Source organism: Ralstonia sp. 25mfcol4.1 (assembly GCF_900104095.1).
Taxonomy (GTDB): domain Bacteria; phylum Pseudomonadota; class Gammaproteobacteria; order Burkholderiales; family Burkholderiaceae; genus Cupriavidus.
In genome coordinates, this window is record NZ_FNJO01000001.1 from 544,606 (window position 1) to 567,939 (window position 23,334).

Here is a 23,334-nt window from a genome sequence, read left to right on the forward strand (position 1 = left end):
AGACCCCGGATTCGTCCGTCAGTTGGGATCACATGTGCAATGGCTCAAGCCGAAAAATCTGTGTGCTGCGCTTTTTATCGGGTGCCGCGTGGCGGCTACTCGTCTTCCGCGTTGACGGGCCGCCATCCCATCTGACGACGGCGCTGTACTTCCGGCATCAGCCAGCGATAGCGCGCCTTGTCGTCCTCATTGGCGGTGCCGGCCTGTATGGCGGCCAGCAATGTCTCCAGTTCGCGCTGCAGCGGGTCTGCCAGCAGCTTGTGTACGGCGCCGTCGAATTCAAGTGTCGCAAGCGCCTCTTCCATTTCTTCCTTCAGCACGGCGGCCCGGGCGGCGGCGTAGACGTCCGCGTACGGCGTCTGGGCCAGTTGCTCGTTGAAGGCCGCAAAATTCATGGTGCCCTGGATGCCGTCGCAGGCGGCTACCAAGTGAGCAAGCACTTCGGTTTCCGGACGCTGCGGATCGAGCAGCAAGGCGCGGGCATCCTCGTCAAGCCGGCTAGCCAGCGACGGGTAGCTCATCAGCAGCTGAATCACCTGCTGCTCCAGCCCGGTCGGCGCCTGGCGCCGCGCGCGGGGGCGCGGCTGCGAGAAACGGCCCACCCGCGACGAGTCGCTACCCAGCCCGCACACCGCCTCGATTTCGGCCGGCGTCGTACCGGTAGCATCGGCAAGTTCGCGCACAATCTGTAGCCGCAGACCGCCGGCCGGCATGGCCTGCAGCAGCGGCTTGGCCTCGAACTGGGCGCGGGCGCGGCCTTCGGGCTGCCGCAGGTCCTGGTCTTCCGTGACGATCTGGAGCAGAAAGCGCGACAGCGGCATCGCGTTCTGCACCTGACGCGCGAAAGCGTCGGTACCCTCTTCACGCACGTAGCTGTCGGGGTCGTGCTCGGCGGGCAGGAACAGAAAGCGGATGGTCTTGTTGTCAGCCACATGGGGCAGGCAGGCTTCCAGCGCCCGCCGCGCGGCCCGGCGCCCGGCGGCATCGCCGTCGAACGAGAAGACCACGGCGTCGGTCTGGCGCAGCAGCTTCTGCACGTGGATCGCCGTACAAGCCGTGCCCAGCGTGGCAACCGCGTTGGCAAAGCCAAGCTGCGCCAGAGCCACCACGTCCATGTAGCCCTCCACCACCAGCACGTAGCCATTCTCGCGAACGGCGTGTCGCGCCTCAAACAGGCCGTAGAGCTCCGTTCCCTTGCTGAAGAGCGGCGTTTCGGGGGAGTTCAGGTATTTAGGCTCGCCCTGACCCATGACGCGACCGCCAAATCCGATCACGTTGCCCTTGGTGTTCCGGATGGGGAACATGATCCGGTCACGGAACCGGTCGTAACGGCGCGGCTTGCCGTCGGCGTCACGCTTGTCCGGGGATTCGATCAACAGGCCATTTTCGACTAGTGGCGCCGCGATCGCATCGTCGCGATACGTGCCGAACACGGCTTCCAGGCCCTGCCAGTCGTCCGGCGCGTAACCAAGTCCGAACCGCACGGCAATCTCGCCGGTCAGGCCGCGGCCCTTCAGGTACTGGATGGCCTGCGGCGCACCGCGCAGCTGTTTCTTGTAGAACTCCGTGGCCCGCGACATGGCGTCGCTCAGTGCCACCGATCTGGCCTGCTGTTCCGCGCGCTGGGCGGGCGGCAAGCTGTTGCGTTCCTCGGGAACGGACAACCCCACCGACTGCGCCAGCTCGCGCACGGCATCGGGGTACGACTGGCCCGAATACTCCATCAGGAAGCCGATGGCCGAGCCATGCGCGCCGCAGCCAAAGCAGTGATAGAACTGCTTGGTCGGGGAAACCGTAAACGAAGGGGATTTTTCGTTGTGGAACGGGCACAGGCCCATGAAGTTGGCCCCGCCCTTCTTCAACTGTACGTACTTGCCCACCACGTCGACAATGTCCACGCGGTTGAGCAGGTCCTGAATGAAGGATTGCGGAATCACCCGACTGACCGTCCTGATGCCAAGGCCTGCCGGACACACCGGCGGCCATTTTTCTGGAATGCGTGACCGGAACGTCGCCCGGCTGCCATCGAATCATTGTAGTGCAGCCGCAACGAAATGCCGGCCTTCGCCGACATTTAGCGCCATGTCCCGTCAACGCGACGCCAACTCCGCGCTTCGCAACTGCTAATCCTGCTTATATCTGATGCGACTGCCAATTATTTGGGTGCAAGGGCAGCCTTGACCAGACCGGACACCGCTGTCATGTCGGCACGGCCGGCCAGGCGAGCTTTCACCAGACCCATGACCTTGCCCATGTCCTGCGGGCCGGTGGCGCCGGCTTCCGTCACGGCCTTCTGCACTTCGGCGGCCACTTCGGCTTCCGACAGTTGTGCGGGCATGTAGGCCACCAGCACATCGACCTCGGCCTTCTCCTTGGCCACCAGGTCGTCGCGACCGGCCTGCTCGAACTGGCTGATCGAGTCCTTGCGCTGCTTGATCATCTTGTCGATGACCGCGGTCACGGCGGCGTCGTCCAGCTCCACGCGCTCGTCCACCTCACGCTGCTTGATGGCAGCCTGCAGCAGTCGGATGGTGCCGAGGCGCTCGGTCTCGCGGGCGCGCATGGCGGTCTTCATGTCATCGGTAATGCGGGCTTTCAGGGACATGGCAATCTTCCGAAAAATTGGTAGCAACTGGGACCATAACGCAAAAACCCGCCGGAGCCATGGCCCGTAGCGGGTTTCTTGCAGAAGCAAAGCGTCGGTCAAAAGGGAACGAAGCGCCTCACCGGTCATGTGCGAGAGCGCCGATTGTAGCGCATGGCCTGCGCCACTGCATGCGCGGTGTCTATGCGGACCGGCCCCGCGCCGCCTCGGCCGCCGCCTCGCCTGCCGCCACGGCCGATGCCCAGGCCCACTGGAAGTTGTAGCCGCCCAGCCAGCCGGTCACGTCCACCACTTCGCCGATGAAGTACAAGCCGTCGACGTCACGCGCCATCATGGTCGACGACGACAGCCCCCGTGTATCCACGCCGCCGAGCGTGACCTCGGCCTTCTTGTAGCCCTCGGTGCCGGACGGCACAAGTCGCCAGCGGTTCAGCGCCTCGCCAAGCTGGCGCAGCGCCTTGTCAGGCATGTCGGCCACCGACTGCGTGCCCTGCAGACCCACGGCGGCGCACCAGGCGTCGGCAAGCCGGGATGGCAGGCGTTCGGCCAGCAGGTTATCCAGATGCTTGCGACCGCCTTTCTTATGGCCGATCAGCCAGTCCGCGGCGTCCTCGCCATCGAACAGGTCGATCTCGATGGGCGTGCCGGGCCGCCAGTAGCTGGAAATCTGCAATACGGCCGGCCCTGACAGACCACGGTGGGTCCAGAGCAGGTCTTCCTTGAAGGCGCCGGCCGACTTGCCGCTGCCGGTGGCGATATCGACCTCCATCGACACCCCGGCCAGCGGCACGAACGGCTGCCAGGCCTGACCGTCGAACGTCAGCGGCACCAGCGCAGGGCGGGTTTCCACGACCTTGAGCCCGAACTGGCGAGCAATGCGATACCCGAAATCCGTCGCGCCGATCTTCGGGATCGACAACCCGCCGGTAGCCACCACCACCGCGCCGGCGCGCACCGGGCCCTGTCTGGTCAACAGCAGGTAGTCGTCCCCTTCCTTGCGAATCTCGTCGATCGTGCAGCCGGTCTGCCAGTGCACGCTTCCGGCGTCACATTCGGCGCGCAGCAGCTGGATGATGTCTTCGGCGCTGTTGTTGCAGAACAGCTGGCCGCGATGCTTTTCGTGCCAGCCGATGTCGTAGCGGCGCAGCAGGCCCAGGAAGTCCTGCGGCGTGTAGCGGGCAAGGGCCGACCGGCAGAAATGCGGGTTCGACGACAGGTAGTTGGCCGGGCCGGCCTGCAGGTTCGTGAAATTGCAACGGCCGCCGCCCGAGATGCGGATCTTCTCGGCCAGCCGCGTGGCATGGTCGATCAGCACCACCCGTGCGCCGCGCTGGCCGGCCACGGCGGCACACATCATGCCGGCCGCACCCGCGCCCAGCACCGCCACGTCGAACCGGTCTTTCCTGCCTTGTGTCATGTCGCCCTTTCAAGAAGCCGCGATTGTAGCGAATGACTGGCGCCCGAGCGCATGGGGTCAGGGTGTGCTACCCTGCTGGCCTTCCGATTTTTGCCGGCAAGATCGCTGCAGTTGCAGCCCGAACCCGTCCGGCCGCACCAGAATTCCCATGCTTGTCCTCGGTATCGAATCCTCCTGCGATGAAACCGGGCTGGCCCTCTACGACACCGGGGCCGGTCTGCTGGCGCATGCGCTGCACTCGCAGATCGCCATGCATCGCGAATACGGTGGCGTGGTGCCGGAACTGGCGTCGCGTGACCATATCCGCCGCGTGCTGCCGCTGTTGCAGCAGGTGCTGGACGATGCCGGCCGCCAGCGCAAGGACATCGACGCCATCGCCTATACCCAGGGGCCCGGCCTGGCCGGTGCGCTGCTGGTGGGCGCCTCGGTGGCCAACGCGCTGGGCTTTGCGCTGGATGTGCCGATGGTGGGCGTTCACCATCTGGAAGGACACCTGCTTTCGCCGCTGCTGACTGATGCCCCGCCGCCGTTCCCGTTTGTCGCGCTGCTGGTGTCGGGCGGCCACACCCAGTTGATGGAAGTCAAAGGCATTGGCGACTACACGCTGCTGGGCGAAACGCTCGACGACGCCGCAGGGGAAGCGTTCGACAAGACCGCCAAGCTGCTGGGCCTCGGCTATCCGGGCGGCCCCGAGGTGTCGCGGCTGGCCGAATTCGGCAATCCCGGCGCGTTCGAGCTGCCACGGCCGATGCTCCATTCCGGCAATCTCGATTTCTCGTTCGCGGGGCTCAAGACCGCCGTGCTGACGCAGACGCGCAAGCTCGGCAACGCCTGCGAGCAGGACCGGGCCAACCTGGCGCGGTCGTTTGTCGATGCCATCGTCGACGTGCTGGCCGCAAAGTCGTTCAACGCGCTCAAGCAGACCGGCCACAAGCGGCTGGTGGTGGCCGGCGGCGTCGGCGCCAACCGGCAGCTGCGCGAGCGGCTCGACGAGATGGGCCGCCGCCGCAAGGTGGACGTGTACTACCCCGACCTGGCCTTTTGTACCGACAACGGGGCGATGATCGCCTTTGCCGGCGCCATGCGCCTGCAGGCCGCGCCCCAGCTGGCGCGACATGGCTACGACTACGGCGTCACGCCGCGCTGGGATTTGTCCGATATCCGCCTGCCGGCCCCTGCCGGCACGCCGGCTTCGCAGGACAGCTAGTTCTCCCCGCCCGCGCCGGGCGGAAGCGGGGAGCCACCTCGAACGCTTACGCGACGCGCTTGTCGCGCTCGATCACGGCGTAGGCGCTGTGATTGTGGATCGACTCGAAGTTCTCGGCTTCCAGCGTGTACGCCACGATCCGTTCATCGGCATTCAGACGCATGGCGATGTCGCGCACCAGGTCCTCCACGAACTTCGGGTTCTCGTAGGCGCGCTCGGTCACGAACTTTTCGTCGGGACGCTTGAGCAGGCCCCACAGCTCGCACGATGCCTCTTCCTCGGCCATGCGCACCAGCGTTTCCACATCCAGGTCGCCGGCCAGTTCCACCTGCATGGTGATGTGCGATCGCTGGTTATGCGCGCCGTACTGCGAGATCTTCTTCGAGCACGGGCACAGGCTCGTGACCGGCACCAGCGCGGTCAGGAACAGGCGCGTCCGCCCGTCGCGCTTCTCGCCGGCCAGCGTCACTTCGTAGTCCAGCAGCGACTGCACGCCCGACACCGGCGCGGTCTTGCTGATGAAGTACGGGAACGATACCTCGATGCGGCCGGCATCGGCTTCCAGGCGCACCAGCATGTCGTCGAGCAGCGCACGGAACCGGGCCAGGTCCAGCGGCGCGCGGTTGTCTTCCAGCAGCGCCACGAAACGCGACATATGCGTGCCCTTCTGGTCCGCCGGCAGGCGTACGTCCAGGTTGAACGTGCCAACGGTGCCGATGTCGCCAGCCGGCGTCTTCAGTGTCAGCGGATATCGCACGCCCTTGACGCCCACGCGCTGGATCACGATCTGGCGGGTATCGACGCTCGATTGCACGTCGGGCATCACGAAGGCGGGATTGATGTCATTCATCTACGGTTTCCTCCAGGACGTCGTCAGGGGATGACGGCCATCCTTACGGTCGCGGCGTTTTCGCAGGATTTCTCCACGCCGCGCAACGAGTGTGAAACGACGGGTCCGGACAGAAAACGAGGGGGGCGCCGGCCCGCAGCTGCGAACACAAAAATGGGAATGGCGATTCTACGCAATATTGGAAGGTGCTGCCGCGCCCACGCGTGAATCCGCGTATTTCATGCGGACAATGGCCCGCCGATGCAGCTTCCTGCCGTTTGCGGACAGCCAAAACAAAACCGGCGCGGATAATCCGCGCCGGTCCCGGGTAAAGCGTGCTGGCGACTGGCCGTCAGGCGACGCGCGTGGCCACCTTCACCGGCTGCCCGGTCAGCGCAAAACGCTCGCGCACCGAACGCTCGATGCCAGCGGCATCCAGGCCACACTGCGACAGCAGGAAAGCCGGATCGCCGTGATCGATGAACTTGTCGGGCAGCCCCAGCACCAGCGTCGGAATCTCGATGCCGGCCTCGGCCAGGGCTTCGAGCACGGCGCTGCCGGCGCCGCCCATCGTCGCGCCCTCTTCCACCGTCACCAGGTAGTCATGGTTCGCGGCCAGCTGCTTGACCAGGTCAACGTCCAGCGGCTTCACGAAACGCATGTTTGCCACGGTGGCATCGAGCGAATCCGCGGCCGCGAGCGACGGATGCAGCATCGAACCGAATGCCAGGATGGCCACGCGCTGGCCGGCACGCGCCTGGCCTGCGCGGCGAATCTCGCCCTTGCCCAGCGGCAGCGCCGTCAGCGCGGCCTCGGTAGCCACGCCCACGCCCGCGCCACGCGGGTAGCGTACGGCGGTCGGGCAATCCTGCTGGTATGCCGTGGTCAGCAGCTGGCGGCATTCCTGCTCGTCGGCCGGCGTCATCACCATCATGTTCGGGATGCAACGCAGGAACGGGATATCGTACGCACCGGCGTGCGTGGCACCGTCGGCGCCCACCAGGCCGGCGCGGTCCAGCGCGAACACCACCGGCAGGTTCTGCAGCGCCACGTCGTGGATCAGCTGGTCGTAGCCGCGCTGCAGGAACGTCGAGTAGATCGCCACGACCGGCTTCAGACCCTCGCAGGCCAGGCCGCCGGCAAACGTCACGGCGTGCTGTTCGGCAATGCCCACGTCGTAGTAACGATCCGGGAAACGCTTCTCGAACTCCACCATGCCCGAGCCTTCGCGCATGGCCGGCGTCACGCCGATCAGGCGCTTGTCGGCGGCGGCCATGTCGCACAGCCATTCGCCGAATACCTGCGTGTATGTCTTGCGCGACGGCTTGGCAGACGGGCGGATGCCCTCGGCGGGGTTGAATTTGCCCGGGCCGTGATACAGGATCGGGTCGGCCTCGGCCAGCTTGTAGCCCTGGCCCTTCTTGGTCACCACGTGCAGGAACTGCGGGCCGTGGCCTTCCAGGGCGCGCTGGCGGATGTTCTGCAGCGTCGGCACCAGCGATTCCAGGTCATGACCGTCGATCGGGCCGATGTAGTCGAAGCCGAATTCCTCGAACAGCGTGGCCGGCACGACCATGCCCTTGGCATGTTCTTCCAGGCGCTTGGCGAATTCGAGCACCGGCGGCGCCACCGACAGCACCTTCTCGATGCCCTTCTTGGTGGCCGCGTAGAACTGGCCCGACAGCAGGCGGGCCAGGTGCTTGTTCAGCATGCCAACCGGCGGCGAGATCGACATGTCGTTGTCGTTCAGCACCACCAGCATCGGCAGGTCCTTGTAGACCCCGGCGTTGTTCATGGCCTCGAAGGCCATGCCGGCGGTCATCGCGCCGTCGCCGATCACGGCGATGCCCACGCGCTTGTGACCCATCGTGCGCGCTCCCAGGGCCATGCCGAGCGCGGCCGAGATCGAGGTCGACGAATGGGCCGTGCCGAAGGTGTCGTATTCGCTTTCCGAGCGACGCGGGAAGCCGGAGATACCACCGTACTGGCGCAGCGTCGACATGCGGTCGCGGCGGCCGGTCAGGATCTTGTGGGGGTAGCTCTGGTGACCCACGTCCCAGACGATGCGGTCGCTCGGGGTGTCGAACACATAGTGCAGCGCAATGGTCAGCTCCACCGTGCCCAGGTTGGACGACAGGTGACCGCCGGTTTGCGAGACCGATTCCAGCACGTAGGCGCGAAGTTCGTCGGCAAGCGTGCCGAGCTGGCGGCGGTCCAGCTTGCGCAGGTCCGCGGGGTCGTCGATATTGTTGAGCAGCGTGTAGGTCATGATGTCCGTTCGGCCGCCGGATTCTGTGTGTCCGGCTTTTCAGTTCAGTTTGAGCGCAGCACGATCAGGTCGGCCAGTTCGGCCAGCCGGCCGGCGCGTGCGCCGAATCCCGCCAGCGCCTCGTGGGCGTCCGTGCGAAGCTGGGCAGCCAGCTCGCGTGCGGCATCCAGACCAAGCAGCGATACATAGGTCGGCTTGTCGTTGGCGGCATCCTTCCCGGCGGTCTTGCCGAGCGTTGCCGTATCTGCAGTGACGTCGAGAATATCGTCCACCACCTGGAAAGCCAATCCCACGGCCGCCGCATATTGGTCAAGCGCCGCCAGACCGGCCGGATCGATGTTTCCGCACAACGCTCCCATGCGCACGCTGGCACGCAGCAGGGCGCCGGTCTTCATGCGATGCATGCCTTCCAGTGCGTCGCGCGTCATTGCCAGGCCCACGTTCTGCAGGTCGATCGCCTGGCCGCCGCACATGCCCACCGAGCCCGACGCCATGGCCAGCTCGGCCACGAGCTTCAGGCGCGCCTCGGCGCCGAGTGCCGGCACCTGTGCCAGCACGATGAACGCCTGGGTCTGCAGGGCATCGCCCACCAGCAGCGCCGTGGCTTCGTCGTAGGCCTTGTGGACCGTCGGCCGGCCGCGGCGCAGGTCGTCGTCGTCCATGCAGGGCATGTCGTCGTGAACCAGCGAATAGGCGTGGATCATCTCGACGGCACATGCCGCGGCATCGCAGGCCTCGGGTGCCGCACCCGCCACCTCGCCCGCGGCATGAACCAGCAGCGGGCGCACCCGCTTGCCACCGCCGAGGACAGCATAGCGCATGGCCTCGTGCAAGGTGTGTGGAATTGTGTCCGTGGACGGCAGTGCGGTGTCCAGGGCGGCCTCGGTCCGGGCGCCTTGCGCCCGCATCCAGGTAGCGAAATCGCTCATTCGAAATCTGCGCTGTTGTTATCGGAACGTGGCTCGCCGGCCAGGGGTTTCAGGGCATCGCCCTCCAGAACCTTGACCTGCTGGGCCACCCGCTCCAGGCTCTGCTGGCAAAAACGGACGAGTTCCGCGCCGCGACGGTACGCGGTCAGGGACGCTTCCAGCGGCAGTTCGCCGCTTTCCATGCTCGCCACCAGGGTTTCCAGCTCGGCCATTGCGGCCTCATAGGAAGCCGGTGGCGCACTGGCGGCCGGCGTATCTTCAGGCTGGACCGGGGCGGTCGTCGTTCTTGGCATGTCAGGCCTTGATCAGGGGAATTCGCGATTTTACGCCAATCCGGGGCCGGGCCGCAGAACAGTCTTATCCACTTGATGGATACCGGGCGTGCGGATCGTGCACTTGGCACAGTCTTTTGACAGGGAAGTGACGTGTGCGCCCGGGTCGTCTTTGGGAATGCGGCTGAAGGGGCACCTCCATGACGACCCGGGTCGACTTTTTCGCTAAAAACCCAAAAAAATCAGGCCCTTAATTTTTGGGCTCGGGTACAATCCCCGGCTCGTCAGCGATATCCGACCGTTGCATCCAGGACGCACTTTTCCGCCGCCAGACTGGTCAGGCGGAAAGGGAACCGGCGCGGATCCCGATCGTCTGACACGGTTTCCCAAATCGATTCATTTTTCGATGGTTGGGTTGTTCACTGCTTTCGCCTGTTCATAGGGAGTGGGGATAATGTCCAATCTCAGCACCGCGCTCAAGCTTGCGCCGGCTGATTCGCAGTTGCCCGTCGACGTCTACTTTGACGAGGCGCTGCATCAACAAGAACTCGAACTGCTGTTCAAGAAGGGCCCGGGCTACGTCGGCCACGCGCTGATGGTGCCGGAATCCGGCGACTTCCAGACGCTGGCCGCCGAAGACGAGGGCCGCGTGCTGGTGCGCAACCCGGACGGCATCGAGCTGCTGTCCAATGTCTGCCGCCACCGCCAGGCCATCATGATGAATGGCCGCGGCAACGCCAGGAACATCGTCTGCCCGCTGCACCGCTGGACCTACGACCTGCAGGGCGAACTGCTGGGTGCGCCGCATTTCGCGGAACAGCCATGCGTGCGACTGAACCGGTCGCCACTGCAGAACTGGAACGGCATGCTGTTCGAAGGCGAGCGCGACGTGCGCGCCGACCTGTCCCGCATGGGCGTGGCTGAAGACCTGAACTTCGACGGCTACATGCTGGACCACGTGGAAGTCCACGAGTGCGACTACAACTGGAAGACCTTCATCGAGGTCTATCTGGAGGATTACCACGTTGTGCCGTTCCACCCTGGCCTGGGCAGCTTTGTGTCGTGCGACGACCTGAAGTGGGAGTTCGGCGAGCAGTACAGCGTGCAGACCGTGGGCCTGCACAAGGGCCTGGAGCGCCCGGGCAGCCAGACGTACCAGAAGTGGCACGACGAAGTGTTGCGCTTCAACAACGGCAAGTTGCCGAAGCATGGCGCGATCTGGCTGACCTACTACCCCAACATCATGGTGGAGTGGTACCCGAACGTGCTGTGCATCTCGACGCTTCACCCGATGGGCCCGCGCAAGACCCGCAACGTCGTGGAGTTCTATTACCCCGAGGAAATCGTGCTGTTCGAGCGCGAGTTCGTCGAGGCCGAGCGCGCCGCCTATATGGAGACGTGCATCGAGGACGACGAAATTGCCGAACGCATGGACGCCGGCCGCCTGGCGCTGATGAAGCGCGGCATCAGCGAGACCGGCCCGTACCAGTCGCCGATGGAAGACGGCATGCAGCACTTCCACGAGTGGTATCGGCGCGCGATGGACTACCGCAACCGCTGAACGTTCGCAACCCGGTGCGGTGATCGCCCGTAAAACTGTGGACAACACGAAACGGACCGTGAAAACGGTCCGTTTTGCATTGGAGCGGCGGTCGGCGCACTGATAGAATCCGTTTTAATCGTTGCCTTATCAACGATTTTTTTCTGGCTCCGCCCCCTTTCCACGCTGACTCTCGCCCGGTTTCGCCATGCAATCGCTCTGGATGTTGTTTGCCGCCTTCGCATTTTCCTTGATGGGGGTGGGGGTCAAGCTGGCATCCGAGCTCTACACAACAGGCGAGATCGTCTTCTACCGCAGCCTGATCGGCGTGACGATCATGTGGATCCTGCTGTCGTCGCAAGGCACGTCGGTGCGCACGCCGCACATGGTCACCCACATCAAGCGCAGCATCTTCGGCGTAACCGCCCTGCTGCTCTGGTTCACATCGATCACGCTGCTGCCACTGGCCACGGCGATGACGCTGAACTACATGTCGCCCGTGTGGATCGCGTTGATTCTGGGCGCCGGCGCGGCGCTGGCCGGCACGCGCGGCGGCACCGACAAGAAGCTGATCGGCGCCATCCTGCTGTCGTTCGCAGGGGTGATCTGCCTGCTGCAGCCCTCGGTGGGCAAGGACCAGCTGGCGGGCGGCATGATTGGCCTGGTGTCCGGCGTGTTCACGGCGCTGGCCTACGTGGAAGTGCGCCAGCTGGGCCAGCTTGGCGAACCCGAAGGCCGCATCGTGTTCTACTTCTCCGCCGTGGGCCTGGTCTGCGGTCTGATCTGGATGCTGTTCACCGGCATCAGCCACCACACCTGGCACGGCGCAGGGTTGCTGCTGGCCATCGGCATCCTGGCCACGCTGGGGCAGACGTCGATGACGCGTGCCTACAAGCGCGGCAACACGCTGCTGACGGCCAACCTGCAATACGCGGGCATCGTGTTTTCAAGCCTGTGGGGCACGCTGGTGTGGGACGACAAGCTCAACTGGATCTCCTGGCTGGGCATGGCGCTGATCGTGGCCAGCGGCATCGCCACCACGCTTACGCGCGCCCGCGATACCGACAAGCATCCCACGCCGGCCACGCCGGTCAAGTCGCCCGAGGCGGAAGTGCATCCCGAGGTCTGACGCGCGCGCGGAAGCGGCGGTGTAGCATTGGCATCGACTTCCCACTCAACGCGAGACAGGTTCTTCATGCCATCACCGCTGATTTCCGCCATCGAACTGAACCAGCTGCGCGCCTCGGCCAGGCAGCATGTGGTCGTCATCGATTGCTCGTTCGACCTGACCAATCCCGCCGCCGGCCGCGAGATGTACCAGCAGGACCATGTGCCGGGCGCGTTCTACCTGCACCTGGACAATGAACTATCCGGCCCGAAGACCGGCTTCAATGGCCGCCACCCGCTGCCCGATGCCGATCTGTTCGTGGCGCGGCTGCGCGCGCTCGGTGTCAACGACGACACGCTGATCGTCGCCTACGATGCGCAGGGCAGCATGTATGCCGCCCGGCTCTGGTGGCTGGCGCGCTGGGTGGGCCACGGCGCCGTGGCCGTGCTCGATGGCGGCAAGGCGGCCTGGCTGGCGGCAGGCCTGCCGCTGGAACCGGGCGTGACGCCCGATCCGGAAGCCGGGGGGAACCTCACGCGCCGCGCGTCGCTGGTGCGTACCGTCGATGCCGCCGCCCTGCTGGAAAACCTGGACCACCCCGCGCTGCTGGTGGTCGATGCGCGGGCGGCCGACCGCTTCCGCGGCGAGAACGAAACGCTCGACCCCGTGGGCGGCCACATTCCCGGCGCCGCCAATCGATTCTTCAAGGACAACCTGACCGGGGACGGACGCTTCAAGCCGGCCGATCAGCTGCGCGCGGAATTCGGCCAGGTCTTCGGCGGCAAGACGGCGGCCGACACAGTCATGCAGTGCGGCTCGGGCGTGACCGCCTGCCACAATCTGCTGGCCCTCGAAGTGGCCGGGCTGACCGGTGCGGCGCTGTATCCGGGGTCGTGGAGCGAATGGTGCGCCGATCCGAAGCGCCCGGTGGCGACGGGTAGCGCCACCTGAGGCGCCAGACGGCCCAGCAAAAGCGGCGCCAGTTCAGTTTGACGCCGCTTCCGTTTTGGCCTTCGAGTGGCCATGCGCGTGCTGCTCGTGCACGCCGTTGGTGATAAAGACGATCGCCGCGATACCGGCCGCCACCAGCACCACCTGCACCGCCGATTCCTTAAGACGCGGCTTGCGCTGCATCTGCGGCATCAGGTCGCTCACGGCGATATAGACGAAGCTGCTCGATGCAATCACCAGTACATACGGAATCCAGCCCGTAAGCTGGTCCAGCAGGAAGTAGCCCACGATGCCGCCCAGGATGGCGGCCAGGCTTGACAGCAGATTGAACGCGAAGGCCCGCGCCTTCGAGAAGCCCGCGTTCAGCAGCACGATGAAATCGCCCACTTCCTGCGGGATTTCGTGCGCGGCAATGGCCAGCGCCGTCACCAGACCGATATGCGGATCGGCCAGGAACGCGGCGGCAATGACGATGCCGTCGGCAAAGTTGTGGAACGTGTCGCCCACCAGGATGGTCAGGCCGCTGCGCCCCGCTTCCTCGCGGTCATGGCCGTGATGGTGGTGATGCCCGTCGCCCTCGTGGTGATGCGAATGGCGCAGCAGCGAGATCTTTTCGAGCAGGAAGAAACCCAGCAGCCCGGCCAGCAGCGTGCCGAACAGCGCACGCGGATCGGCGCCGGACTCGAACGCTTCGGGCAGCGAATGAAGCAAGGCGGTCGCCAGCAGCACGCCCACCGAGAAGCTCACCATGCGCTCCACCACGCGCGAAGCCACGGTCAGCGACAGCAGCGCCGCGCCGAAGATGCTGCCGACGCCCGAAATCGTCGCCGCCAGCAAGATGTACAAAAGCGTGGAATGGATGATGAACTCCCGGACCGGCCCCCGCCCGACAGCCGGGCAGTCGTCGCCGACTGACTACGCTCGCGCACTAACGCAACATGGTTGCAAAAACGCGAAAGTCCGCATTGTACGTACCTCGGCGCCCTCTTTGCAATCACCCGCGCGGATGCAGGGGCTAATGGGGGCCCGGATCAAACGACTTTGTGTTCCTTGAACCAGGCCAGGCAGCGTTGCCAGCCGTCCTTGGCTGCCGCTTCCACGTAGCTGGCGCGGTAGTCGGCGTGGAATGCGTGGCCGGCTTCCGGATAGACCACGAAGGTTGACGCCCTGGCGTTCGGGTTCGACGATTCGGCCAGCGCAGCCTTCATCTGGGACACATGTTCCTGCGTGATCCCGGTGTCCTTGCCGCCGTACAGACCCAGCACCGGCGCGTGCAGTTCGCCGGCGATATCGACCGGGTTCTTCGGCTTCAGCGCGTTCGGCTGGCCCACAAGCTGGCCGTACCACGCCACCCCCGCTTTCACGCGCTTGCTATGCGCCGTGTACAGCCACGTGATGCGCCCGCCCCAGCAGAAGCCGGTAATCGCCAGCCGGTTCACGTCGCCGCCGTTCGCGGCGGCCCACGTCACGCAGGCGTCGAGGTCGCCCATCACCTGGGCATCGGGCACCTTCTGGATGATGTTGGCCTGCAGTTCCTGGATGGTGCCGTAGCTGGTGGGGTCCCCCTGGCGGGCAAACAGCTCGGGGGCGATGGCCAGATAGCCCAGCTTGGCGAAACGGCGACAGATGTCGGCGATATGCTCGTGGACGCCGAAGATCTCGCTGATCACCAGTACGACCGGCAGGTTCTTCTTGCCTTCGGGCTGCGCGCGATAGACCGGCATGTTGAAGCCGTTCGATGGCACGGTGACTTCGCCGGCAGTCAGGCCGTTGAAATCGGTCTTGATGGTCTGCGCCGTCACCGGCAGTACGGCTGCCGCAAAGGCCGAGCCCAGCGCGGTCTTGACGAAACTGCGGCGGTCAAACGATTGACCGGGAACGAGGCTTTCGACTTCGGGCTTGAGCATGAGGGGTCTCCGTGGCATCGAGGGCACCGCACGCGTCATCTGCATGTGACGCAAGCGCGGCGCCGTCGATTCTAAGCAAACATGGCCGCCAGCGCACGCCCTGGCGTGGTGGCGGCCATCGGCCATGATCCAGCCCCTTTTTTCGGATCCGCGCCCGGTCAGTGCAGCTTCACGCGCGGGCTGGTCTTGCTGCGCAGCCAGTGCGTCACGGTGTCGAGCCCCATGCCGATCGCGCCATGCAGCGCCAGTACGTGCATCCGGTACAGCGACGTGTACATGAAGCGCGCCATCAGGCCCTCGATGAACATCGAGCCGCCGATCAGGCCGCCCATCAGGCTGCCCACCGCGCTGAAGTGCCCCAGCGACACCAGCGAGCCGAAGTCCTTGAAGCCGAATTTCGGCAGCGGCTTGCCATCGAGCCGGGCCCGCAGCGCGTCGTACAGGAACGTGGCCTGCTGATGCGCCGCCTGGGCGCGCGGGGGCACCGTGGTCTGTTTCTCGGGCCACGGCGCGGCCGCACAGTCGCCGAATGCGAAGACGTCCGGATCGGTTTCGGTCTGCAGCGTGGGGCCGACCACGAGCTGCCCCATCTTGCTGACCGGCAGGCCAAGCGTGCGCAACACGCCCGGCGCCGTGATGCCGGCCGCCCACACGGTCAGGTCCGCATCGATGCGCTTGCCGCTGGCCGTCAGCACGGCATCGCCCGTCACTTCGGTGACGCGCTCCGACGTGAACACGTCAACGTCGAGCTTGCGCAGCAGCTTGGTGGTCTCGGCGGAGACACGCTCCGACAACGCCGGCAGGATGCGCGGGCCGGCCTCGATCACATGGATGCGCACGTCACGGCGCGGGTCCAGGTGGTGCAGCCCATAGGCATTGAGCACGTGGGCGGTATTGCGCAGTTCGGCCGAAAGCTCCACGCCCGTGGCGCCGGCGCCGATGATGGCCACGTCCACCTGCGGCCGGCCATCGGCACCCATGCGCCCCTTGCCGTTCTGCGCGCGCACGCAGGCCGCGATGAGCTTGCGGCGGAAGCGTTCGGCCTGGTCCACGGTATCGAGCGCAATGGCGTGTTCGGCGGCACCGGGCACATTGAAGAAGTGCGTGATGCAGCCGATGGCCAGCACCAGCGTGTCGTACGGCAGTTCGCGCGCGGGCAACAGTTCGGTGCCGTCCTGGTCCATGCAGGCCGCCACGTTGACGATCTTGCGTGCCCGGTCGATGCCCGTCAGTTCGCCCTGCTGGAAGTCGAAATGGTGCCAGCGCGCCTGCGCGGCGTATTCGAGCTGGTGGGTATTCGGATCCATGCTGCCGGCGGCCACTTCGTGCAGCAGCGGCTTCCAGATGTGCGTGGGCATCCGGTCGACCAGCGTCACCTGTGCGCGTCGCGACTTGCCCAGCTTGTCGCCGAGCCGCGTGACGAGTTCAAGCCCGCCGGCCCCGCCGCCGACCACGATGATCCGGTGGGGAAGGTTCGAAGGACGCGGCGCCACGCTGACTTGCGTGCCGCCTGCGGTAGTGTCGATAGGAGTGGGGGCGCTTTCCTCTCTGCCTTGTGCGTTGCTCATGGTCTACCCGATGTTTTCAATTTGAAAACCGGTGCAGGCCCCTGCGGCGTCTTTCTGTTGTGGTCTCGCACCGCGAGGCCGATGTTCTGCGTGCGGCTGGTACTGCCAGGAAACGGCTGGTTTGCTGCCAGTGTGCTGCAGAGCAGCACGGCTGGCAAGCCTTCCAGCGTCGATTCAGACAGTACTTCTTTGCATACATCGGCATCGCGCGGGAGACAGTTGCAACCCGGCGATCTGTGCCCTGTCGGGGCACGCGCGACTGTGCTGGCGGCAGCGCCCGGCAAGGTGCTTGCCGGGGTGCCTCTTGCGGGGCCCGGCCAGCTTGCGGCCCCGAGTGCGATCGCTAGTGCGCTTCCTCCCAGTTCGCGCCGCTGCCCACTTCGGCCACCAGCGGCACGTTCAGCGTGGCGACCGAGCACATCAGCTCGGGCAGTTTCGACTTCACCAGGTCGAACTCGGCCTGCGGCACTTCGAGCACCAGTTCATCGTGCACCTGCATGATCTGGCGCGACCCGAGCCTGTCGGTTTCCAGCCAGTCCTGCACGGCGATCATCGACAGCTTGATCAGGTCGGCGGCCGTGCCCTGCATCGGCGCGTTGATGGCGGCACGCTCGGCGGCCTGGCGGCGCGGGCCGTTGCCGCCCCGGATGTCGGGCAGCCACAGGCGGCGGCCGAACACGGTTTCGACGTAACCCTGCTCGCGCGCCTTCTGGCGCGTTTCCTCCATATAGTTGGCCACGCCCGGATAGCGCATGAAGTAGCGGTCGATGTAGTGCTTGGCCGCCTCGCGCTCGATGCCCAGGTTGCTGGCCAGCCCAAACGCGCTCATGCCATAGATCAGGCCGAAGTTGATCACCTTGGCGTAGCGGCGCTGCTCGCTGGTGACGGCCTCGCGCTCCACGGCAAAGATCTCCGCGGCCGTGGCGCGGTGGATGTCCTCGCCGTTGGCGAACGCGCGGAGCAGGTTCTCGTCGCCCGAGATATGCGCCATGATGCGCAGTTCGATCTGCGAGTAGTCGGCCGACACGATCACATTGCCGGGCCCGGCGATGAACGCTTCGCGGATGCGGCGGCCTTCCTCGGTGCGCACCGGGATGTTCTGCAGGTTCGGATCGGTCGAGGCCAGCCGGCCCGTCACCGCAGTCGCCTGGCCATAGCTGGTGTGCACGCGGCCGGTCTTTGGGTTCACCATCCTGGGCAGCTTGTCGGTGTAGGTCGACTTGAGCTTGGACAGGCCCCGGTAGTCCAGCAGCAGCTTCGGCAGCGGGTAGTCTTCGGCCAGCTTCTGCAGCACCTCTTCGTCGGTTGACGGCGCGCCGCTGGCCGTCTTCTTGACCACCGGCAGCTGCATCTGGTTGAACAGGATCTCGCCGATCTGCTTTGGCGATCCCAGGTTGAACGGCTGGCCGGCAGCCTCGTGCGCGGCCTGCTCGGCTTCCAGCATGCGCTGGCCCAGGGACGCGCTCTGCGCGGCCAGTTTGTCGGCATCGATCAGCACGCCATTGCGCTCGATCTTCTGCAGCACCACCGACACCGGCATCTCGATGCCTTCGTAGACGTACTTCAGGCCCTCGTCACGTTCCAGCTGCGGCAACATCTTGCGATGCAGGCGCAGCGTGACGTCGGCGTCCTCGGCCGCGTATTCGGTGGCGCGATGCAGGTCGATCTGATCGAAGCCGATCTGGCTGGCGCCCTTGCCGCACACCTCCTCATAGGTGATCGTCTTCAGGCTCAGCAGGCGTTCGGCCAGGCTGTCCATGCCATGGTTGCGGTACGACGCCAGCACGTAGCTTTCCAGCATCGTGTCGTGCGCGATGCCGCGCAGCGTGATGCCGTGGTTCATGAACACGTGCGCGTCGTACTTCAGGTGCTGGCCCAGTTTCAGGCGCGACGGGTCTTCCAGCCACGCGCGCAGCTTGTCCAGCACGTATTCGCGCGACAGCTGGCCATGGTTTTCAAGGCCGGCCACGTCGGGGCCGCGATGTGCCACGGGAATGTAGGCGGCCTCGCCCGGCTCCGCCGACACCGAGATGCCCACCAGTTCGGCCAGCATCGGATCGAGCGAAGTGGTTTCGGTATCGATCGCCACGAGCGGCGCGTCCACCAGCTTCTGCAGCCACGCGTCGAGCGCGGCTTCGGTGGTCACCGTTTCGTAGCGGATCTGGGCCGGGGGCAGGTCTTCGGCGGTCTGGTCCTCGGCGGCGGCCGGTGCGGCATCGAACAGACCGCCCTGTGCCGGTTGTGGCGTGGCACGGGCCGCGGCGGCGCGCGCATTCGGCAGCGACTCGCCGGTGGCTTCGCGCAGCCAGGTCTTGAAGCCGTAGCGCTGGAAGAACGCCACCAGCTTGTCCTTGTCCTCGCCCAGGTCGTGCAGCGCGTGAAAGTCGGCCACGGCGTCGCGGAGATCGCAATCGGTCTTGACCGTGACCAGTTCGCGGGCGCGCGGCAGCCAGTCCAGCGTGTTGCGCAGGTTCTCGCCCACCACGCCCCTGATGCCATCGGCACCGGCCATGATGTTGTCGAGCGTGCCGTACTCGGTCAGCCACTTCACCGCTGTCTTGGGGCCCACCTTCGGCACGCCGGGAACGTTGTCCACGGCGTCGCCGATCAGCGACAGGTAGTCGACGATACGCTCGGGCGCCACGCCGAACTTGGCCACCACGCCGGGCGGGTCCAGGACTTCGCCGCTCATCGTGTTGACCAGTGTGACGCTGTCGTTGACCAACTGCGCAAGATCCTTGTCGCCCGTGGATACAACCGTACGCACGCCCTGCTGCGTGGCCTGGCAGGCCAGCGTGCCGATCACGTCGTCGGCTTCCACGCCTTCCACGACGACGATCGGCCAGCCCAGCGCGCGCACCGCCTCGTGGATCGGCTCGATCTGGCGGGCCAGGTCCTCGGGCATCGACGGGCGATGTTCCTTGTAAGCGGGATACAGATCATCGCGGAACGTCTTGCCCTTGGCGTCGAACACGCAGGCGATATACTCTGCCGGGTAATCGTTGCGCAGCTTGCGCAACATGTTGATCATGCCGTAGATTGCCCCTGTGGGCAGACCTTCGCCATTCCTCAGGTCCGGCAGCGCGTGATACGCGCGATACAGATAGCTCGATCCATCGACGAGCAAGAGTGTTTTTGGACTATCCGACATTCCCATGGACTCTAAATTGACTGGTGCCCCTATTGGCGGCGCAGACTCAGCGCCCCTCGCCGACACGGATGTTTCCGACATTTCCGGCAACACGGTGAATCCGCCGCCCGGCAAGGCCTCGGCACATGCCGCAGCCATCGCTGCCAAGGCCGATGCCGCGGCTGCCGGCAAGAACCCCGAAGAACAGGAAGCTGCCGCGCGTGCGGCGGCAGCGCGCGCGAATCCGCGCAAGATGATTCCAAGCCTGCGTGCACTGGCCGACGAAGACCGTGCGACGGCCAAGAAGGCGCGCGCCTCGTGGCAAATGTTCACGATTATGGCAGAGTTCATCGAGGCCACCGAGTACCTCTCGGAGATCCGTCCGGCCGTCTCGATCTATGGCAGCGCGCGCCTGCGCGAGGACTCGCCGTACTACCAGAAGACCATCGAAATCGCGCGGCTTTTCTCGGACGCGGGCTTCGCGGTGATCTCCGGCGGCGGCCCCGGCATCATGGAAGCGGCCAACAAGGGCGCACACGCGGGCAAGTCGGCCAGCGTGGGCCTGAACATCGAGCTGCCTCACGAACAGCAGGGCAATCCGTACCAGGACATCGCCATGCGGTTCCGCCATTTCTTCACGCGCAAGGTCACGTTCGTGAAGAATTCCGACGCGTTCATCGTCATGCCGGGCGGTTTCGGCACGCTCGACGAACTGGCCGAGGTGCTGACGCTGGTGCAGACCGGCAAGTCGCGCTCGGTGCCGGTGGTGATGTACGGCAGCCGGTTCTGGAAGGGCCTGCTGGACTGGTTCCGCTTCACGCTGCTGCCGATGGGCCTGATCGCGGAGCACGACCTGGACCTGATGAAGATCGTCGACGAACCGCAGGAAGTGCTCGAAGCCGTGTACGAGTACTACGAGAAGCGCGGCGGCGACAACCCGATTCCGCCCAAGGAAGAAATGTTCTATCTGTAAGGCATTACGCGCCACATCCACCGGCCGGCCGACAGGCCCGGCAGGTGGACGCAAGGCCACGGGAGCGACCCGGAAAACGACAGGAATTGCTAGAATGGAAGCCTGCCCACCTGCCACATCCGGCGCCGCCGGCTGCATGCAGGCCAATTCCGCGTCGCGGGCCCATCTGCCCGCGCGCACAGGAGCCTCAGATGACTTCCCCTTCGCAACCGGGCGCCACGCTGGCCGATCTGAAAGCCGCCATCGGCCGCCACGGCTATCTGCTCGCGCTCGCCGCTACCGTCCTGGCACTGACTGCCACCCAGGCGGCGCTGGCAGAGGAAACCAGCAATGCGCTGACGCAGCAGGAACTCAATAAAATCAACAACCAGCCGATTGCTCCCGCCGCGAAGAGCCAGTTGAACCAGCCCCGCGAGCCGAGCTTCCAGTTGCGGGAACGCGACGGCACCCAGGTGACCGAATACCGCGACAAGGGCCGCGCCACCGAAATCCAGGTGCAGTCCGGTTTTGGCACGAAGTACGAGATGAGCAAACCCGAAGACAGTTCGCCCCGGATTCGTGACCACGACGTGAACCGCGTGCCGTCGGTAAACCTGAAATTCTGAGCCCGGTCCCGAGCCGTTCCGAGGATCGATCCGGCAGACCTGATAGTCTTACGCCTTTCTCACCCACGATCCGCGCCGGCGCCGCTTGCCTGGCGAGGATCGCGCCGGCCCTCCGGCAGCAATGCCGCGGCGGCGGAACGTGACCTTGCGGTTGCGGTCCGTCGTCCCTCCGTTTCGTACCAATTTGACAGTATGGCCGTATTTACCACGGTCTCGCAGGACGAGATCGCCCGCTGGCTGCTTGATTACGACCTTGGCGAAGTGCGCGCGCTGCGCGGTATCGCCTCGGGCATCGAGAACAGCAACTTCTTTCTGACCATGGAGCAGGATGGCGTCACGCGTGAGTACGTGCTGACCATCTTCGAGCGGCTTCGGTTCGACCAGCTGCCCTACTACCTGCACCTGATGGATCATCTGGCCCGCCACGGCATCAGCGTGCCGGCCCCGATGCCGGCGCGCGATGGCGAGATCCTGCGCGAACTGAAAGGCAAGCCGGCCACCATCGTCACGCGCCTGCCCGGCGCGTCGCAGCTGGCCCCGGCGGCCGACCACTGTGCCGAAGTCGGCACGATGCTGGCACGCATGCACCTGGCCGGCCAGGACTATCCACGCCAGCAGCCGAACCTGCGCAGCCTGGCCTGGTGGCAGCAGACCGCGCCCGAGATCACGCCGTTCCTGGACGCTGGCCAGCGCCAGCTGCTGACCGACGAGATCGCGCACCAGACGGCCTTCTTCGGCAGTGCCGACTACGCCGCGCTGCAGGGCGGGCCGTGCCATTGCGACCTGTTCCGCGACAACGTGCTGTTCGATACGGTCGATGGCCGGCATCGGCTGGGCGGCTTCTTCGATTTCTACTTCGCCGGCGACGACAAGTGGCTGTTCGACCTGGCGGTGACCGTCAACGACTGGTGCATCGACCTTGCAACCGGCGCGCTCGACCCGGTCCGCGCGCAGGCCATGCTGCGTGCCTACGACGCGGTCCGCCCGCTGACAAAGGTGGAAGCCGGGCACTGGCAGGACATGATGCGCGCCGGCGCGCTGCGCTTCTGGGTGTCGCGCCTGTGGGATTTCTACCTGCCGCGCGAAGCCGACATGCTCCAGCCGCACGATCCGACCCACTTCGAACGCATCCTGCGCCGTCGCATCGACGACGGGGCGACGCTCCCCTGGATCTGATTCGCCATGCAACTACTGGAAGTTTCCGCCAAGGAAGGCTACGTCTGGCTGCGCCAGGGAATCTGGCTGTTCCGCAAGAACCCGCTGGCGTTCCTGATGCTGCTGTTCATCTACCTGATCGCCGCCCAGCTGGCGATCTTCGTGCCGCTGTTCGGCATCATCGCCCTGCTGGTCTTCACGCCCGGCCTGTACGTGGGCGTGATGACGGCCTGCCGCGAGGTCATCCAGAACAAGCGGGTGCTGCCCACCATCCTGCTGGCCGGATTCCGGACCAACGGCAAGCAGGCCACGCGCCACCTGCTGGTGCTCGGGGCCATCTATGCGGTGCTGGTGTTCTCGCTGAGCCTGATCGCCACGGCCGTGGTCGATATCGGCGCGGTGGCGCCCATCGTGCTGCGCGGCGAAGAGCCGTCGGCCGATGCCATCCGCCAGCTGTACTTCGCGCTGCTGGTCGGCGCGGTGCTGTACACGCCGGTGGCGATGATGTTCTGGTTCGCGCCGCTGCTGGCCGCCTGGCACCAGGTGCCGCCGGTCAAGGCGCTGTTCTTCAGCTGGACGGCCTGCTGGCGCAACCGCGGCGCGTTCTTCACCTATGCGGTGATGTTCGCGGTGCTACTGGTGGCGGTGCCGCTGGTGCTGGAAACGGTCTTCGCGGCGCTGGGCGCGCAGGCGGTGATGTCGTTCCTGGTGACACCGTACTCGCTGCTGATGCTGGCGATCCTGTACTGCTCGTTCTACGCCACCTATCGTGGCTGCTTCAATATCGTGCCGCCCGGCGAGGCAGCGGAAAGCGCCCGGCAGGCCTGATCCTGCCACGCCCTGACGCACCTGACGCACCTGACGGTTCC

Annotated in this window: 19 protein-coding genes; 8 read left to right on the forward strand and 11 right to left on the reverse strand. The window is 65.6% G+C overall.

The window, feature by feature from the left end; translation table 11 throughout:
• Window positions 1–95: 95 nt before the first annotated feature.
• The 3 genes from dnaG to BLQ58_RS02465 form a co-directional block, all read right to left on the reverse strand.
• Complete coding sequence (dnaG, locus tag BLQ58_RS02455) at window positions 96–1,937, reverse strand: DNA primase (RefSeq protein WP_092594385.1); 1,842 nt, start codon at window positions 1,935–1,937, stop codon at window positions 96–98.
• A 218-nt stretch (window positions 1,938–2,155) separates the two neighbouring features.
• Window positions 2,156–2,605, reverse strand: coding sequence for a GatB/YqeY domain-containing protein (locus BLQ58_RS02460; protein ID WP_092594386.1), 450 nt, complete (start codon window positions 2,603–2,605; stop codon window positions 2,156–2,158).
• A gap of 181 nt (window positions 2,606–2,786) precedes the next feature.
• Window positions 2,787–4,022, reverse strand: coding sequence for a BaiN/RdsA family NAD(P)/FAD-dependent oxidoreductase (locus tag BLQ58_RS02465; RefSeq protein WP_092594387.1), 1,236 nt, complete (start codon window positions 4,020–4,022; stop codon window positions 2,787–2,789).
• A gap of 148 nt (window positions 4,023–4,170) precedes the next feature.
• Between BLQ58_RS02465 and tsaD the strand changes: the two genes are divergently transcribed.
• Window positions 4,171–5,229 carry a tRNA (adenosine(37)-N6)-threonylcarbamoyltransferase complex transferase subunit TsaD gene (gene tsaD, locus BLQ58_RS02470; RefSeq protein ID WP_092594388.1) on the forward strand — a complete coding sequence of 353 codons (1,059 nt, stop codon included), beginning with the start codon at window positions 4,171–4,173 and terminating at the stop codon, window positions 5,227–5,229.
• 46 nt (window positions 5,230–5,275) lie between these two features.
• Here tsaD and folE2 read toward each other — a convergent pair whose 3' ends face one another.
• The 4 genes from folE2 to BLQ58_RS02490 form a co-directional block, all read right to left on the reverse strand.
• Window positions 5,276–6,079 carry a GTP cyclohydrolase FolE2 gene (gene folE2 / locus BLQ58_RS02475; protein ID WP_092594389.1) on the reverse strand — a complete coding sequence of 268 codons (804 nt, stop codon included), beginning with the start codon at window positions 6,077–6,079 and terminating at the stop codon, window positions 5,276–5,278.
• Between the two features lie 331 nt (window positions 6,080–6,410).
• A complete protein-coding gene (gene dxs, locus BLQ58_RS02480) occupies window positions 6,411–8,327 on the reverse strand; it encodes a 1-deoxy-D-xylulose-5-phosphate synthase (RefSeq protein WP_092594390.1) in 1,917 nt (638 codons plus the stop codon).
• Window positions 8,328–8,371: 44 nt separating this feature from the next.
• Complete coding sequence (locus BLQ58_RS02485) at window positions 8,372–9,256, reverse strand: polyprenyl synthetase family protein (protein WP_092594391.1); 885 nt, start codon at window positions 9,254–9,256, stop codon at window positions 8,372–8,374.
• The gene (locus BLQ58_RS02490) at window positions 9,253–9,549 is read right to left on the reverse strand and encodes an exodeoxyribonuclease VII small subunit (RefSeq protein WP_092594392.1); all 297 of its coding nucleotides are present in this window, start codon (window positions 9,547–9,549) and stop codon (window positions 9,253–9,255) included. The genes BLQ58_RS02485 and BLQ58_RS02490 overlap by 4 nt, the downstream gene beginning before the upstream one ends.
• Before the next feature lie 433 nt (window positions 9,550–9,982).
• On the opposite strand from BLQ58_RS02490, the gene BLQ58_RS02495 reads away from it, so the two are divergent.
• The 3 genes from BLQ58_RS02495 to BLQ58_RS02505 all read left to right on the forward strand — a co-directional run bounded on the left by BLQ58_RS02495 (window position 9,983) and on the right by BLQ58_RS02505 (window position 13,127).
• Window positions 9,983–11,089: an aromatic ring-hydroxylating oxygenase subunit alpha gene (locus BLQ58_RS02495; protein ID WP_092594393.1), complete on the forward strand. Its 1,107-nt coding sequence runs from the start codon at window positions 9,983–9,985 to the stop codon at window positions 11,087–11,089.
• A 187-nt stretch (window positions 11,090–11,276) separates the two neighbouring features.
• Window positions 11,277–12,197, forward strand: coding sequence for a DMT family transporter (locus BLQ58_RS02500; RefSeq protein ID WP_092594394.1), 921 nt, complete (start codon window positions 11,277–11,279; stop codon window positions 12,195–12,197).
• Between the two features lie 66 nt (window positions 12,198–12,263).
• Window positions 12,264–13,127, forward strand: a complete 864-nt coding sequence (locus BLQ58_RS02505; RefSeq protein WP_092594395.1) for a sulfurtransferase — start codon at window positions 12,264–12,266, stop codon at window positions 13,125–13,127.
• A 33-nt stretch (window positions 13,128–13,160) separates the two neighbouring features.
• On the opposite strand, the gene BLQ58_RS02510 is transcribed toward BLQ58_RS02505, so the two are convergent.
• The 4 genes from BLQ58_RS02510 to polA form a co-directional block, all read right to left on the reverse strand.
• Window positions 13,161–13,973 (reverse strand): ZIP family metal transporter, encoded by an 813-nt coding sequence (locus tag BLQ58_RS02510; RefSeq protein ID WP_153945546.1) that lies wholly within the window; start codon window positions 13,971–13,973, stop codon window positions 13,161–13,163.
• 185 nt (window positions 13,974–14,158) lie between these two features.
• Entirely contained in the window at window positions 14,159–15,034 is an 876-nt protein-coding gene (locus tag BLQ58_RS02515; protein ID WP_092594397.1) for a dienelactone hydrolase family protein, read from the reverse strand.
• A gap of 158 nt (window positions 15,035–15,192) precedes the next feature.
• Window positions 15,193–16,602, reverse strand: a complete 1,410-nt coding sequence (locus tag BLQ58_RS02520) for an NAD(P)/FAD-dependent oxidoreductase (RefSeq protein ID WP_092594398.1) — start codon at window positions 16,600–16,602, stop codon at window positions 15,193–15,195.
• A gap of 343 nt (window positions 16,603–16,945) precedes the next feature.
• On the reverse strand, window positions 16,946–19,753 hold the full coding sequence (polA, locus tag BLQ58_RS02525) for a DNA polymerase I (protein ID WP_092594399.1): 2,808 nt from the start codon (window positions 19,751–19,753) through the stop codon (window positions 16,946–16,948).
• 4 nt (window positions 19,754–19,757) lie between these two features.
• On the opposite strand from polA, the gene BLQ58_RS02530 reads away from it, so the two are divergent.
• The 4 genes from BLQ58_RS02530 to BLQ58_RS02545 all read left to right on the forward strand — a co-directional run bounded on the left by BLQ58_RS02530 (window position 19,758) and on the right by BLQ58_RS02545 (window position 23,293).
• The gene (locus tag BLQ58_RS02530; protein WP_175459820.1) at window positions 19,758–20,705 is read left to right on the forward strand and encodes an LOG family protein; all 948 of its coding nucleotides are present in this window, start codon (window positions 19,758–19,760) and stop codon (window positions 20,703–20,705) included.
• Between the two features lie 191 nt (window positions 20,706–20,896).
• Window positions 20,897–21,310, forward strand: a complete 414-nt coding sequence (locus BLQ58_RS02535) for a DUF2782 domain-containing protein (protein ID WP_092594400.1) — start codon at window positions 20,897–20,899, stop codon at window positions 21,308–21,310.
• Between the two features lie 192 nt (window positions 21,311–21,502).
• Window positions 21,503–22,486: a homoserine kinase gene (locus BLQ58_RS02540; RefSeq protein ID WP_092594401.1), complete on the forward strand. Its 984-nt coding sequence runs from the start codon at window positions 21,503–21,505 to the stop codon at window positions 22,484–22,486.
• Between the two features lie 6 nt (window positions 22,487–22,492).
• Window positions 22,493–23,293, forward strand: a complete 801-nt coding sequence (locus BLQ58_RS02545) for a BPSS1780 family membrane protein (RefSeq protein WP_092594402.1) — start codon at window positions 22,493–22,495, stop codon at window positions 23,291–23,293.
• Window positions 23,294–23,334 lie beyond the last annotated feature (41 nt).